The sequence below is a fragment of the Clostridium tetani genome (assembly GCF_900167265.1).
Classification (GTDB): domain Bacteria; phylum Bacillota; class Clostridia; order Clostridiales; family Clostridiaceae; genus Clostridium_G; species Clostridium_G tetani.
The window spans coordinates 1-12,559 of sequence record NZ_FUWT01000006.1 but is presented as its reverse complement, the minus strand read 5'-3'; the positions used below and the strand labels follow the sequence as shown (position 1 = coordinate 12,559).

Here is a 12,559-nt window from a genome sequence, read left to right as displayed (position 1 = left end):
TTCTCCAATTCCCATAGAATAAAAAGAAGATGGTGTAATATTCTTATGTTTAAATAAATAATACATAAGACTTACTTCTCCATCTTCTTTTATAAGTTTTTTATTTCTTCTTCCTCTTCTTCATCCTGTTCATAGCCATTTAATTCATTTATTGTGTTATATAACTCGTCTATTTCTCCAGCTAATAGTAATTTATTAATTAATTCTTTTGGAGTAGGAGCATTAAAATGTTCTAGTAAATCTTTATTTCTAAATGTGTCCGAGCAACCTTCCATAACTGTAAGTACTTTATTCTTCCCCATGTTGGTACCTTGGATATTTCCCTTTTTAGATATTTCTATTAAGTTATCCTGTATCTTGGCCATCTTTTCTGGACTTACTGCTTTACATAAAAATGTAACTTTTGCTCCTCCTAATTTACCTAGCTTTAATGTAACTTCCTTATTAGGCATTTCTAATCTTCCAGCATCTAAAGCTAATAATTTTTCTACTGTATTCATATTATTTTTCCTCCATTATACTAAATACTTTTCTAGTTAAATCACTTTTTACTTCCGTAGGTACTCTATTGTCTGTTAATAATGATTTTATACAATTAATTAAACCTAAAAATTTATCTGTATCTGTTAAACTTATTTCAATCCCTGTTTTCATATTATTACCTCACTTTATTATTTTTTATATTGAATCTAACACTTCGTAATCAGAAAAACTAAATGGAACACTTTCTTCTCCATTTTTCTTCCCTTCCCAATCTGCCAATGTCAGCTCTTCAAATGTTGCATCCTTAATACATACTCTTTCAACTCCAAGTGCATCTGGATCAGATAATTTACTTATTATAGTAACCTTAGTTTGTTTGCCTTTTTTAATGTTATCAGCCATTAATTTAATAAACATACTATCTACTTTATTAAGTTTTAAAGTTCCTTTTCCCTCATATCCAATTACTTTAGTATGCTTTGCTAATGTCCCTAACATATTTACATCTGCAGTTTTTAAAGAAATTTTCGCCTGAAATGCTGTAGCGTTAGCTAGTAACTCCCCATTTATCCAAAGCTCCGCCCAGGTACCATTTATAACATTTTCCTCTGCGTAATGTCCAGCCATTTAATCACTTCCTTTACATTTACATTTCAAATTGTATTTCTAAATCTTCCATAGCATCTAAAATTCTTATTTTCCCTTTTAGAAATACATTAGATCCAGTACTTAATTCTTCTAATTCTTTTTTATTTAATTTAGATACGTCTACTTGTTTTTTAGTCCAATATTTTTTTATAGCATCTACATTTATAGATATGTTATTTTGTCTTTTTGCTAAAATACCTTCCTGCTCTAATCCTTCTAAATAGCCATTAACCGCCACTACGAAATTAACTTGATTATCATATCCATTGCCATATTTACTCACATAATCATCTTCAAAAGTTTTTCTAATATCCCTATCTATTAAATCCATAGTAGATACGATTTTTATTTTTTTATATTCTTCTCCCTTACCTTCTATAGTAGAAGTTAGACTGTTTACCGCCCTTCCTATCTTGCATTTTTCACCATCATTAATAAGCACTAATTCTCCATTATTTATCTTCTTATCAATCTCACTTTTTCTTAAATGCGGTACGTCTGTAACTTCATTTAAGACATAATAAGTTGCACTTATGTTTAATGGTGTTCCAGCAAAAATACCTGCCAATCTAGAACAGTATTGAGTATTTGTATACTCTTTTTCTCCTACTTGTATTGGTGTAGTTGTAAAGTTAATTATTCCTTCATTATCTGCTTTTCCATTTGGCAATACTGCTTGAACTTTTATATTATCTTCTCTAAGTCCTTTTATCCAAGTTGCTACCTTATCTACCTCCCCTTCTTGGATACATGGTATAGCTATATAATCCCATACCTCTGCTTCCATAACATTTAAAGCATCTTCTAATACTCCTTCTTCTCCAAGGCAATAAAAAATGACCTTCTTAGGTGTTTTATACCCACCCTTAAAAGCCAGTTCTATTTGCTCTTTATTTTCTGTACTTAATTCCTTTGGTGTATCTTTTACACTTTCTAATGTAATTACTTTATCTATAACTTTCTTATCTTTAAGTACTAATGCTACTGTACCTTTTGAACCACGTTCTATTGCACTTTTAGCTAAAGATTTAAAGACAATATCTATATTAGGTAATCCCATGTAATCACTCCATTTCTAATTTCAATTTTGTTGCTTTTGTTGTATTTTCTTTTCTAGGTAATGCATCTAACCAGCTAAGGTTGAACCTAAAACTTAGTACACCATCTATATCCTCGTTACGGACATTCCTAGGCACTAGTTTTCTATCCTTAATATTTATATAAGGAAATACTTTTTTCTTTAGTATTTCAGCCATTTTAAGGTTGTCAATTTGCTTTTGGCTTTTAGAAAAATAATTTATTTCTATCATATAACTATTTTCTAAAATGCTACCTTTTAATAAATCTGTTCCCCCTATAGGCAGAATCTGCACAAAAAAACAAGGTCTTTTAAAACCTTCTTTGTATCCATTATCAACTGTTTTAATTCCTGTATCTTTTAATAGATCGTTTATAGTTTCCTTTATATCTAACATATCAATCAATTGTATCACCTTACTTCCAAAGCATAAAAGATTCATCTCTAAGTCTTCAATTCAGTTCTTCAATTCTTACTTATAATATTTTTTAAAGTTGATAATTGACCATCTAAAGTTAAATTAGCAACTTTTCTTGCTTCATCAATATACTTTTTTGTATACTCAAAATCCTCTTCTAAGCCATCGTAACCAACACATTTATATGAGCTACATAAAATATTTTGTAGCAATATCGGTAGATCACAATAAATTAACTTCATAGTTTCTCTGTAATTATTATTTTGATAATCTTCCATATTCTCACCTACCTTAAAATTTTCTTAACCATCTTTTCTAGCATTTTAGGGAATTCTTCTTCCATTTCTTCCATAGATCTTTCTACCATGTGCTTACCTTCATACCACCCTTTTTCTATGCCCCCAGGTGTTACTATTCTATGTCCCTTTTCCTCAAGATGGAAATGTGGGGCTGTATTTGTCATCTTAATGTTCATTCCATTTCTTTCATACTCTATAGGTAAAACTTTATAACTATTCCTTATATGTTTCTTTCCTTTATCATTATAAGATGTTTTTTCTTTAGATAATTTCTTAGTTTTATTCATACCTTTTTTTAAAGCTTTTTCACTTAATTCAGGTACCCTTTTTTCAGCTTCTTTTAATTCGTTCATTGTTTCTTCTAATCCATCAAATTTAAAATCAACTGTATGTTCACCACTCATTTTCTTCACCTTCATAAGTTTCGTTTTCGGATACTTTTTCTTCTGCAAATAGAGTAAGATATTGACCATTCATATCCTTGCCTAATATATCCTTAATATTAAAAATAGTATCTTTATATTTAACAAACATACTTTGGTCTATATCTTTTATATACCTAATAATAATCTTATAAATTAATCTTTGCTGTAATTTTTTATTTTCTAAGTATTCTCCACCTTTGTCTAAGCTAGTTATAAATGCCCATACTTTTTTAGTAGGTACTAGCTTTAATTCTATGTCTCCTACTTCATTTTCTACATCTTTATATTCCATAATACTAACTCTTTTATTTAATGCTCCTGCATCCATATTATCACCTACCTACAATACTGAATTTGGGTTAATAAACTTCTTACTGTATATCTAGCCTTTTCACTTGTTTTCATGTTCATAGAACGATTATCGTACCAATCACTTATTAGAACTAAGGCTAATAATTTAGCTTTTTCTTTAGTTCTATCGCTCATTTCATCTATAGATTTACTAGCATCTTCTATATATAATTCTGCATTTCTTATTAATAGTTTTAATGTATTATCTTCTTCTTCTGTATCAATTCTTACATATTCTTTAACTTCTTCTAATGTTAAAATCATAATATCACCTACTTTTTAGTAGACTTTTCTGCGTAACCAAAATTAATAAGTTTTTCAGATAATTCCTTTGGTAACTCTCGAATTTCATCTTTTTTAAAATCTTCATATCCTATCCCAGTACAATTTATTAGTGCTATTACTTTCATTTTATCACCCCTATAATAAAAAATAAGAGGGAATAAATCCTCTTATTTTATTGTTAATTGACCATAAACAAACGCTTCACCATCTCTTGTTTTAACTTCTTCTCTTTCTATAGCTCTAAATAATGTTACATCTGTTAAGTAAGCATCTCCAGCAACATCACTCGCCATAACGGATAATGTTTCTCTGTCAAACATTACAACTGCTTCTTTTAAATCTCCAATTATAACTGGTGCTTTAGTACCATCTGTTGTGTCAGATGGTAAATCTTTATTTGAAATGACGATAATTGGCACACCAAATAATTGTTTACCACTTGGAGCGGTAATTGAAGGTTGTAATAAGTAATCGCCGTCAGTATCTTTTAATTTATCTAAGTAATTATATCCATCTTGATTAGTTACTATTGAGCTTGTATATCTAAATGCAGGATCTAATTGAACATTTAAAACATCTTTAATATCATCAATTTTAGCTATTGCAGTTTTAGGCTTTTTATTTAATTCAGCTAATATTAATTTGTTTCTTGTAACTCTACTTTCATCACCAATCCATTTTATTAGTGCACCTCTTATAGCTTGGTCGTTATCTTTTAGCAATTCATTTGTAACCTTAAAAAATCCAGCATATTTTTTAACTGAATAAGGTAATTGAGTAAATTTAGGAGTTGCGTTCTCCTTTATCTCTCCACTTTCAGCAACCTCAGCAAAACCTGTCTGTTGACTTCTTGACTTGAATACTCTTGAACCACTTAGAGTTTGAACTGGCTCAACTGTAATTAAGTTTTGAAGTGCATCTTTAGACTGTCTTAATTCATTAATAGCCGTGCTTATATCTTGTGGTACTATATAACCACCATCTCCGGCACTTCCTTCACTCATAGAGTTTTTGAACTTAGTTCTTAAACCATTAATAAATTCTTTAGTATAATCATTTTCTACTGGGGTTGGTTCTTTAGGTACTTTATTCTCCACTTTTTCCTTTTCTTCTTGCTCTAGTTTTTCTTGCATTACTATTTTAGCCTGTAAAATTTCAATTGCTTCATTTTTAGCTTTTATATCCTCTAATTTAGCTTCCTTATTTTCTAATAAAGCTTTTGCTTCATTCTTTAAAATTTCTAATTCTTGTTTCATTTCTATACTTTTTAACATATTATAAATTCCTCCCTTAAAATAAAAATAACTACATATTTAAATGTAGTTGTAATTTTGCTTTTTCTAATTCTAAATCATTGTTTATATTTTCTTGTGGTAACTCATTTTTTAATTTATCTCGCATTTTATTAATAACTTCTTGTGGTAACATTCCACTATTAATACTAGCCACAAGTTTAACCCCATCTGTAAACATAATTTCATCTACAAATTTATTATCTAATGCATTTTGAGGTGTTAACCACGTTTCTTTATTCATCATATCAAGTAATTCTTCACTTGATAAGCCTGTTTTCAACTTATAGGCATTTGATATTGTAATGTTAACATTTTTCAATATCTCTGAACCTTTTTCCATATTCCTATAATCTCCACTAAAACAACCACTAGCATTATGAATCATAATTTGCCCAGTTGGTGAAATTAAAACTTTATCCCCAGCCATAGCAATTACTGAAGCTGCACTTGCTGCTAAACCTACTATTTTTACAGTTACATTACCTTTATAATCTTTTAGCAAAGTATAAATTTCACTTCCAGCAAAAACCGAACCCCCGCCAGAGTTGATTTCAACTTCTAAGCCCTCATTATTTTTTGAATTAGATAATTCATTTTGTACTTTTTTAGGACTTGTAGCATCTATCCCAAACCAATCATATATCCATTGGTCATCACTATCTATAATAGGACCTTTAACATTTATTTTCATACTGTGTTACCTCCTTTCTTGTATTGTTCTCCAGCCATTTCTATAGGCATGTAGTTACCATTTACAAGTAATGCATCACCTCCCTGGGCGGTTGGCATATCCAAATAGTTTCTTGCTTCATTAGGAGTATATATACCATTATTCACGGCTTTTGCTAAACTTTCCATTTGAGTTTTCATATCAGCTCTTAAAATTGCATTTACGTTAAATTTAAAAAAGTAACCATTGTTAATTAACTGGCTACTTAATATCTTATAGGTTATTTCTTCTTCGTAATGTTTTAAAATATATAATAATGTATCTGTGTAAAATGCTAAGTTCTGACTTTCTGCACTCGCATAACTAGACTTCTCAAAGTCGTTTATCTGTGATGGCATAATACCAAATGCACTTGCTATTTGTAAAGCACTATATTTTTTCAATTCAAAAAACTGACTATCGGTTAGCTTTAGGTCTAATGGCACAAGTCTCATTCCAAGTGGTACTGGTATAATCTTGCCGGCATTAGTTGAGCCAGTAGCATATCCTTCAAAACCTTTTACAAGTCTAGTTTTAGCAGTATCATCTAAATCACCCGTGTACTCCAACACCGCTTTAGCAGTTAAGCCATTCTTATACAAGTTATTCATAAAATTTTGACTTTCTAAGCTTCCTTCAATAGTAGTAGCTAATATTTCTCTTACTGATTTTCCAATAATCCCATCAAAAGTTGTACTAGTTTTAAAGTGCATAACTTCTTTATTATTAAAAGTATATGTTTTACCATTTTTTCTATCTTGATATTTATACCATATACTATCCTTAGTACCTAAAACACCTTTATTATCTATAACTACAATAACATCTGAACTAGGCATTATCCATAAATCTTGTAGTTTAGGTCCTGAATATCTACACCAAACATAAGCATTACCATAATGTAACCTATTCATTTCAACCGTGCTCCAAAATGTTGCAGCAGTCATGTATGGATTAGGTCTACTTTTTAAGACATTATATAAGTTTGTTTTATCTGATTTTACTATGCCTTTATTAGTATTTTGATACATCTTTAATGTAAGTTTACCAACACTTTCACTTAACTTTTTTATACACGCAAAATAAGTAGCATCTGATAATTTATCTTTATTTGTTAAAGGATCTATACCTAACCACTCTAACAATTTTGGATTATTTAAATTTACAGTTTCATTTTTAAATTTAGATTTTACCCAATTGAATAATTTCAAATTCTCACCTCCTACCACCCCATCATATTTAGATAATCCTCTGTAACTTCATTTATATCAATTTTATTATCTAATAAATACAGTTGACTATAACAAAATGTACTAGCAACTAATAAGTCAATTCTTTGCTTATTTTTATTTTCTTTATCAAGCATAATGTCTTCTGCTTTACCTTTATTAGTAGTAGCACAACTTACACACCAATCAAGTAATTTATTTTTTTGGTATACTATCTTACCTTCATATACATCATCACGAAAACTCTTTGTAGGCGCACTTAAATTAGTATAAGTTTGTTTTAACAGTATAACTTCATAGTCACTTGATAGGCTCTCCATCATCTGTAAAGCATTATATGGGTCACTAACAATACATTTAATCTTACAGTTATAAGTGCTTTCAATACTTCTTATATATTCCTCTATCTTAGTATAGTTGATTATATATCCATCATGTATTTCACAATAACCTAACCTTTCATATAATCTATAATCTATTTTTTCACGCCTTTTACTTAAAGTTTCTGACGGTAAAAAACCTTTGGAATGTAAATAATACTTTCCTTCTTCCTTACACATTATAGATACTGCAGTTAAGTCTGTCGTAATAGACAAGTCCACTCCAACTACAACTTCTTTACCATTAAAATCTATTTTATCAACTTCACATTTCTTCCATTCTTCAATATTAAGATATTTTTCTTCACTATTTTCTTGTGTAAATACATTACAAGTCTTAGTTATAAATTCTTCTTTAAGATTATCCTGTACTAGTGCCTTTGCTCTATCTTCTCTCATTATTTTATAATTTTCTTCTAATTGTAAAGGATTCGCTTGATATAATCCTTTATCATTCCAAATGTTTTCTTTATCTGCATAATATATAAGAGCAAACATTCTTTCATTATCTACTACACAGTTATAAACTTTTCTAATATAGTCTAAATCCTCTTCCATAATTGAATTATTTATAGCATAAGCTGTTGTAGTTCTAAAAACTAAAGGATTTATTACGTTCTTTTGACCAGACTTCATAGCGTTAAAGTTATCAGCATTTTGGAAATTACCATGTTCATCTGATACAAATGCACTCGGTCTAATAGAGTTGTTTTTTCCTGCTTCTGCAACTCTAGGCTCAAAAAAACTATTGGTTAACTTACAAGTAATTCTTCCTGTTTTAGTAGTTGATATGTTAAAATGCTTTTTAATAAGTAGACTAGCATTAATAATTTGCTCCATGATTTTCTTAATCTCTGCTGCAAGTTCTTTAGTTAAACATATTGAATAAAATTCACTATATTGTTGCTCTGTAAGTAGCAATAGTATAAATACTAATCCTATTAATGCTGTTTTACCATTCTTTCTAGCAATAAATAAAGTTACATCATTGTATCTAAACTTAGCTTTATTATTTTTATGTCGCCATCCAAAAATATTGCAAATAAAAAAGCACTGGAACGAGTCCAAATGCTCTAACACTTCATTATTCGCTAAATACCCAGTAGCAAAATTCATTAATTTTAATAAATCATTTATCTTAGATAATTCCTCAATATCTATATAGAATTCAAAACTTTCCTCATGTTGCCTTTTATAATAATCCTGAATAAAAATAGCACACTGTTTTTTTACTTCCCATGTAGTAATCCCCCTACCTTCTACTACATCAGTAGCGTATTTAATAGCACGATCCAAAAGTATCACTTACTACCACCACGCAATACCTGGAGTAATACATCTTCTCGCTGTTCTTTAGCTTGTAGATTGATGTTACCTAATTTTGCACGCGATTGAGGACTTAACGACAACTCGTTGCAACACCTGAAAAAGTCTTTAGTGTATTTATCTTTTGCACTCATTAAATCCTTATCTAATAACCTTTCAATATCCTTATTAATTAACTTTTCAATTTCCTGTAATCTATCTATCGATATAGAACAAGTTCCTAAAATATAAATGTCTAAATTCCCAAGTATTCCACTTACTTCAAGCTCATGTACTATATATTTAAATATTTTTTTTTGCCTAACGTTTAAGTGTGAAGGTGGGGAAATTTTATCAACTCCACCTTTTAATCTTTCTTCTGTTTCTAGTCTACTTTCTTTTTCTTCTTTTGTTAGATTTTTACTCATTGTTTTAACTGATTTTGAAGGTCTCGCCATTTTCCTCACCTCCTATAATTTTCATTTAGGGAATTTTGTTTAACCGAGAGTGCACCAGGGACTTCCTTCTGTTACTTAAAACTTTCTAGATACCCCCCTCTCAATTAACTTTTCCAACTCCTTCTGTATATCCAATTTATTATTTTTATATTCCTCATGTACCTTCTGGTGACAACTTTCACATAAAGAAATGAGATTGCCAGGGTCTAATCTCTTATCCCAACAATCTTTCAACTCTTCTATATGATGTACTGTATCCATGTAAGTTATATTACATTTGCTCAAACACAACTTACATAAACCTCTATCTCTTTGCTTTACTGTATCCCTTATTATTGTCCATTCCTTACTAACATAAAATCTCTGTTCTTTCTTATCTTTCCTATTCTTTTTATAATGTCTATATCTTTCTCTATTTTGTTCTTCAAATTTCTTACTACAATCATTGCAATATTTCTGTGTGTAATCTAGTACTTTTCCACATCTGCATAACTTGTATAGCAATCAATCACCTTCTTTCATTTAAATAGAAATATAAAAATTAAAATTATTTCTAACATTCTTCCTTAATTACTTGACACGTATATATAGCACGTGTTATAATATAATTGTAAGGAGGAAGGGGATGAATTCAAAGGAAATAATTAAAATTATTACAAAAGATGGTTGGTTTGAAGTAAGACAACGAGGCTCACACAAACAATTTAAACATCAAATTAAACAAGGTACAGTAACAATACCTTATCACAATAAGGACTTGGACATAAAAACTTTAAACTCAATCCTAAAACAAGCAGGGCTTAAATAGCCCTCCTTGTTACAAGGATTTAATATATAAAATAAAAATTAAAAGGAGGTTTCTATATTGGATAAATATATTTTCTCTGCTATATTTGAACCTGGTGAAACTAAAGGTTATTGTGTAACCTTCCCTGATTTACCTGGATGTATAACAGAAGGTGATACTTTAGAAGAATCTTTGTTAATGGCAAAAGAAGCATTAGAATTACATCTATACGGACTTGAGGAGGATAATGGCGATATTCCTCTAGCAACTTTACCAGAAAAAATAAATTCTCCTGATAGTTCTTTTATAGTACCTATAGAGGTTTATATGCCTTTAGTAAGGAATGAAATGTCTAATAAGGCAATAAAAAAGACCTTAACCATTCCTTACTGGCTTAATAAAATTGCAGAAGATAAAAAAGTTAACTTCTCCCAAACACTCCAAGTAGCTTTAAAAGAACAACTCGGTGTACAGGATTATAAATAATTATTAATATAATTTAAAAGAGGTAAATTTATTTTACCTCTTTTGTTTTTGTCTAATAACTTCATTTACTTTTTTATAACTTCTTTCTTGCCCACCCTTCAACTAGTATAAGTTTATCTTTTACATTAGTTTCATATTTAGATTTTGCCATGAGCTCACCTCCTCATTGTTAATTGCTATTGTTTCTTCTTATAACAACTATTTTCAAACGGTTTGTTTTGCAATGTATCTCCAATCTCGACAATTTATCTCTGCCTTATAGCTCCTCTATGCCTTTTGTAACTATTATGCTTCATAAGCTCCATTACATCACTAAAAGAGATGTGCTCTCCCTCTCTCCTAGACTTCTTCTTTCTATTCTGTTGCTTTAATCTTTTATGTATATCTGGTTGCTGTGCCTTTATTATATTTTCTATCTTCACACCTCTCACCTTCTTTACATTTACTTATACAACTAACTAAGTTTATTGTAGATTCTGTATAATTAACGCAAAATCCGTCTGTTCCTTTTTCAAAGTGTTTACAATGCCCATTTAATCTCTTTTTCTTTTCCCTTTTAACTTTAGGTTTGATTTCCATGGTAAATATATATTTTTCTAAAAAATCTTTTAATAGCATTTTTATTTCCTCCAATAAAATAGCACCTGGAATACAGATTAAAAGCCTGCTCCAAGTGCTTTAATGTTATTACTGCGGTGCTTGTAGGCAAAGGCTTACCCTGCAACAACATTAGTATATTTCACTCTTCTTATGTTGCCTACAGATACATAAGCTTCATTGCTACTAAAATAAGCAGTTTATACACTTGCTTAGGTGTTGTGTTAATAAATGTGGCAAGTACGCACTACCTGCCTGTTACAGTAATCCCTGCTGTAACGATTCAGTTGTTTAATTTAATTAATTATATTTGTTTATGCTAATATATTATCACATCTATTCAGTAAATTCCTTGCAGTTTTGTTGCAATTTTGTTGCACGTTTTTATTTTTCATCTTTAAAATAAGTTTCAAAACCATCTTCAAGTGTATTTAAATATTTTTCTAGTTCTTCATCTGTCATGCTATCGTAATTGGGTTTATATCCAGATAGTGTTTTATATTTACTTAATTTTTTTAATAACTCTTTTCTATTCATTCTTATCACTCCTATAGATTTAACACTTTACTTATATCTTCAACTATTTTTACTCTTACTCTACTAACAGTACTCTTGTCCATATTTAAATTGAATCCTATTTTTTCTAAACTTAATTTATCCTTATATTTCATTTCTGCTATTAATCTATATTGAGTACCTAAAAGTCCAATTATATATTCCATCTCTGCATTTTCATTTTTAGTTTTCCTTATCCTTGCATGAAGTCTTAATATCAGTTTCCTGGTATATTTCCATTCTTCCATTAGTTTATCTATTTGTTTAATGGTTTCTTGTTCTGCATAACTTACTCCCAATGAAGAACTTTGAACCTTTTCTGAATAGCTTATTCCCATATTTAACTCTGTTTCTATATCTACATTGTTGTTTCTTATATCTTGCCTTAATTGTTCTTTAGTCTTTTCTAATACCATGCATCTATATTCTAGTTTTTCTATGTTCTTTAAATTATCATAATATCTATAGATCCTTCCCTCTGTTTTTCTAAAAGTTTCTTTATCTATCATTCAAGTCCTCCTCAACCTATTTAATTAATACATTCTCATACTCCAAATAATCTCAATATCGCTATACTTTTGAAATAACTTTTTAACTATATCAACTGTTAGTCCTTTTATTGGTTCGCTATTCATAAACCATCCTCTATGCATATGCGTATGCATATATGACATACTTGCCTTTTCTCCATCTAATTTTAAAGTTAGTTTAGGACAAAATAACATTTTATTGATTAATTGCCTTTGTGTAACCTTCATTTCCATTCCTCCA

Annotated in this window: 22 protein-coding genes; 2 read left to right on the top strand and 20 right to left on the bottom strand. The window is 29.5% G+C overall.

What is annotated here, in order from left to right:
- Positions 1-89: 89 nt before the first annotated feature.
- The 16 genes from B5D21_RS05705 to B5D21_RS05640 all read right to left on the bottom strand — a co-directional run bounded on the left by B5D21_RS05705 (position 90) and on the right by B5D21_RS05640 (position 9,867).
- On the bottom strand, positions 90-500 hold the full coding sequence (locus B5D21_RS05705) for a phage tail assembly chaperone (RefSeq protein ID WP_011100277.1): 411 nt from the start codon (positions 498-500) through the stop codon (positions 90-92).
- 1 nt (position 501) lies between these two features.
- Complete coding sequence (locus tag B5D21_RS14045) at positions 502-654, bottom strand: hypothetical protein (RefSeq protein ID WP_155274217.1); 153 nt, start codon at positions 652-654, stop codon at positions 502-504.
- A 24-nt stretch (positions 655-678) separates the two neighbouring features.
- Positions 679-1,110: a phage tail tube protein gene (locus B5D21_RS05700; protein WP_011100278.1), complete on the bottom strand. Its 432-nt coding sequence runs from the start codon at positions 1,108-1,110 to the stop codon at positions 679-681.
- A 19-nt stretch (positions 1,111-1,129) separates the two neighbouring features.
- Entirely contained in the window at positions 1,130-2,191 is a 1,062-nt protein-coding gene (locus B5D21_RS05695) for a phage tail sheath subtilisin-like domain-containing protein (protein WP_011100279.1), read from the bottom strand.
- Positions 2,192-2,195: 4 nt separating this feature from the next.
- Entirely contained in the window at positions 2,196-2,624 is a 429-nt protein-coding gene (locus tag B5D21_RS05690; RefSeq protein ID WP_129128810.1) for a phage tail terminator family protein, read from the bottom strand.
- 50 nt (positions 2,625-2,674) lie between these two features.
- Positions 2,675-2,905 carry a hypothetical protein gene (locus tag B5D21_RS05685; RefSeq protein WP_035124607.1) on the bottom strand — a complete coding sequence of 77 codons (231 nt, stop codon included), beginning with the start codon at positions 2,903-2,905 and terminating at the stop codon, positions 2,675-2,677.
- 8 nt (positions 2,906-2,913) lie between these two features.
- On the bottom strand, positions 2,914-3,330 hold the full coding sequence (locus B5D21_RS05680; RefSeq protein ID WP_035124609.1) for an HK97 gp10 family phage protein: 417 nt from the start codon (positions 3,328-3,330) through the stop codon (positions 2,914-2,916).
- Positions 3,320-3,679 (bottom strand): phage head closure protein, encoded by a 360-nt coding sequence (locus tag B5D21_RS05675; protein ID WP_011100282.1) that lies wholly within the window; start codon positions 3,677-3,679, stop codon positions 3,320-3,322. The genes B5D21_RS05680 and B5D21_RS05675 overlap by 11 nt, the downstream gene beginning before the upstream one ends.
- An 8-nt stretch (positions 3,680-3,687) precedes the next feature.
- Positions 3,688-3,966 (bottom strand): head-tail connector protein, encoded by a 279-nt coding sequence (locus B5D21_RS05670; protein WP_035124611.1) that lies wholly within the window; start codon positions 3,964-3,966, stop codon positions 3,688-3,690.
- An 8-nt stretch (positions 3,967-3,974) separates the two neighbouring features.
- Positions 3,975-4,112, bottom strand: a complete 138-nt coding sequence (locus B5D21_RS14135) for a hypothetical protein (protein WP_162827859.1) — start codon at positions 4,110-4,112, stop codon at positions 3,975-3,977.
- 42 nt (positions 4,113-4,154) lie between these two features.
- Complete coding sequence (locus tag B5D21_RS05665; RefSeq protein ID WP_011100283.1) at positions 4,155-5,261, bottom strand: phage major capsid protein; 1,107 nt, start codon at positions 5,259-5,261, stop codon at positions 4,155-4,157.
- Positions 5,262-5,292: 31 nt separating this feature from the next.
- Positions 5,293-5,973: a head maturation protease, ClpP-related gene (locus B5D21_RS05660; protein ID WP_011100284.1), complete on the bottom strand. Its 681-nt coding sequence runs from the start codon at positions 5,971-5,973 to the stop codon at positions 5,293-5,295.
- A complete protein-coding gene (locus B5D21_RS05655; protein ID WP_035124613.1) occupies positions 5,970-7,202 on the bottom strand; it encodes a phage portal protein in 1,233 nt (410 codons plus the stop codon). Before B5D21_RS05655 ends, B5D21_RS05660 begins: the two co-directional genes overlap by 4 nt.
- Before the next feature lie 11 nt (positions 7,203-7,213).
- Positions 7,214-8,905, bottom strand: a complete 1,692-nt coding sequence (locus B5D21_RS05650) for a terminase large subunit (RefSeq protein ID WP_011100286.1) — start codon at positions 8,903-8,905, stop codon at positions 7,214-7,216.
- The gene (locus B5D21_RS05645) at positions 8,902-9,363 is read right to left on the bottom strand and encodes a P27 family phage terminase small subunit (protein WP_035124616.1); all 462 of its coding nucleotides are present in this window, start codon (positions 9,361-9,363) and stop codon (positions 8,902-8,904) included. The genes B5D21_RS05650 and B5D21_RS05645 overlap by 4 nt, the downstream gene beginning before the upstream one ends.
- Before the next feature lie 75 nt (positions 9,364-9,438).
- Entirely contained in the window at positions 9,439-9,867 is a 429-nt protein-coding gene (locus B5D21_RS05640) for an HNH endonuclease signature motif containing protein (RefSeq protein ID WP_011100288.1), read from the bottom strand.
- Between the two features lie 121 nt (positions 9,868-9,988).
- On the opposite strand from B5D21_RS05640, the gene B5D21_RS05635 reads away from it, so the two are divergent.
- Together B5D21_RS05635 and B5D21_RS05630 are read left to right on the top strand one after the other, a co-directional pair.
- Positions 9,989-10,171, top strand: a complete 183-nt coding sequence (locus tag B5D21_RS05635; protein WP_035124618.1) for a type II toxin-antitoxin system HicA family toxin — start codon at positions 9,989-9,991, stop codon at positions 10,169-10,171.
- 57 nt (positions 10,172-10,228) lie between these two features.
- Positions 10,229-10,636, top strand: coding sequence for a type II toxin-antitoxin system HicB family antitoxin (locus B5D21_RS05630; protein ID WP_011100289.1), 408 nt, complete (start codon positions 10,229-10,231; stop codon positions 10,634-10,636).
- A 375-nt stretch (positions 10,637-11,011) separates the two neighbouring features.
- Here B5D21_RS05630 and B5D21_RS05625 read toward each other — a convergent pair whose 3' ends face one another.
- From B5D21_RS05625 to B5D21_RS05615, 4 genes are all read right to left on the bottom strand, one after another.
- Positions 11,012-11,254 (bottom strand): hypothetical protein, encoded by a 243-nt coding sequence (locus tag B5D21_RS05625; RefSeq protein WP_052042366.1) that lies wholly within the window; start codon positions 11,252-11,254, stop codon positions 11,012-11,014.
- Between the two features lie 363 nt (positions 11,255-11,617).
- Positions 11,618-11,770 carry a hypothetical protein gene (locus tag B5D21_RS14040; protein ID WP_155274225.1) on the bottom strand — a complete coding sequence of 51 codons (153 nt, stop codon included), beginning with the start codon at positions 11,768-11,770 and terminating at the stop codon, positions 11,618-11,620.
- 11 nt (positions 11,771-11,781) lie between these two features.
- On the bottom strand, positions 11,782-12,297 hold the full coding sequence (locus tag B5D21_RS05620) for a hypothetical protein (RefSeq protein WP_011100290.1): 516 nt from the start codon (positions 12,295-12,297) through the stop codon (positions 11,782-11,784).
- Between the two features lie 24 nt (positions 12,298-12,321).
- Positions 12,322-12,559: hypothetical protein (locus B5D21_RS05615; RefSeq protein WP_207643827.1), on the bottom strand; the 238-nt coding region annotated here is incomplete at its 5' end.

Coding starts and splice junctions, on each gene's coding strand:
- B5D21_RS05705 (WP_011100277.1), bottom strand. CDS start 500: ATGAATACAGTAGAAAAATTATTAGCTTTAGATGCTGGAAGATTAGAA.
- B5D21_RS05680 (WP_035124609.1), bottom strand. CDS start 3,330: ATGAGTGGTGAACATACAGTTGATTTTAAATTTGATGGATTAGAAGAA.
- B5D21_RS05675 (WP_011100282.1), bottom strand. CDS start 3,679: ATGGATGCAGGAGCATTAAATAAAAGAGTTAGTATTATGGAATATAAA.
- B5D21_RS05670 (WP_035124611.1), bottom strand. CDS start 3,966: ATGATTTTAACATTAGAAGAAGTTAAAGAATATGTAAGAATTGATACA.
- B5D21_RS14040 (WP_155274225.1), bottom strand. CDS start 11,770: ATGAATAGAAAAGAGTTATTAAAAAAATTAAGTAAATATAAAACACTA.
- B5D21_RS05635 (WP_035124618.1), top strand. CDS start 9,989: ATGAATTCAAAGGAAATAATTAAAATTATTACAAAAGATGGTTGGTTT.
- B5D21_RS05625 (WP_052042366.1), bottom strand. CDS start 11,254: ATGCTATTAAAAGATTTTTTAGAAAAATATATATTTACCATGGAAATC.
- B5D21_RS05645 (WP_035124616.1), bottom strand. CDS start 9,363: ATGGCGAGACCTTCAAAATCAGTTAAAACAATGAGTAAAAATCTAACA.
- B5D21_RS05620 (WP_011100290.1), bottom strand. CDS start 12,297: ATGATAGATAAAGAAACTTTTAGAAAAACAGAGGGAAGGATCTATAGA.
- B5D21_RS05665 (WP_011100283.1), bottom strand. CDS start 5,261: ATGTTAAAAAGTATAGAAATGAAACAAGAATTAGAAATTTTAAAGAAT.
- B5D21_RS05685 (WP_035124607.1), bottom strand. CDS start 2,905: ATGGAAGATTATCAAAATAATAATTACAGAGAAACTATGAAGTTAATT.
- B5D21_RS14045 (WP_155274217.1), bottom strand. CDS start 654: ATGAAAACAGGGATTGAAATAAGTTTAACAGATACAGATAAATTTTTA.
- B5D21_RS05695 (WP_011100279.1), bottom strand. CDS start 2,191: ATGGGATTACCTAATATAGATATTGTCTTTAAATCTTTAGCTAAAAGT.
- B5D21_RS05660 (WP_011100284.1), bottom strand. CDS start 5,973: ATGAAAATAAATGTTAAAGGTCCTATTATAGATAGTGATGACCAATGG.
- B5D21_RS14135 (WP_162827859.1), bottom strand. CDS start 4,112: ATGAAAGTAATAGCACTAATAAATTGTACTGGGATAGGATATGAAGAT.
- B5D21_RS05700 (WP_011100278.1), bottom strand. CDS start 1,110: ATGGCTGGACATTACGCAGAGGAAAATGTTATAAATGGTACCTGGGCG.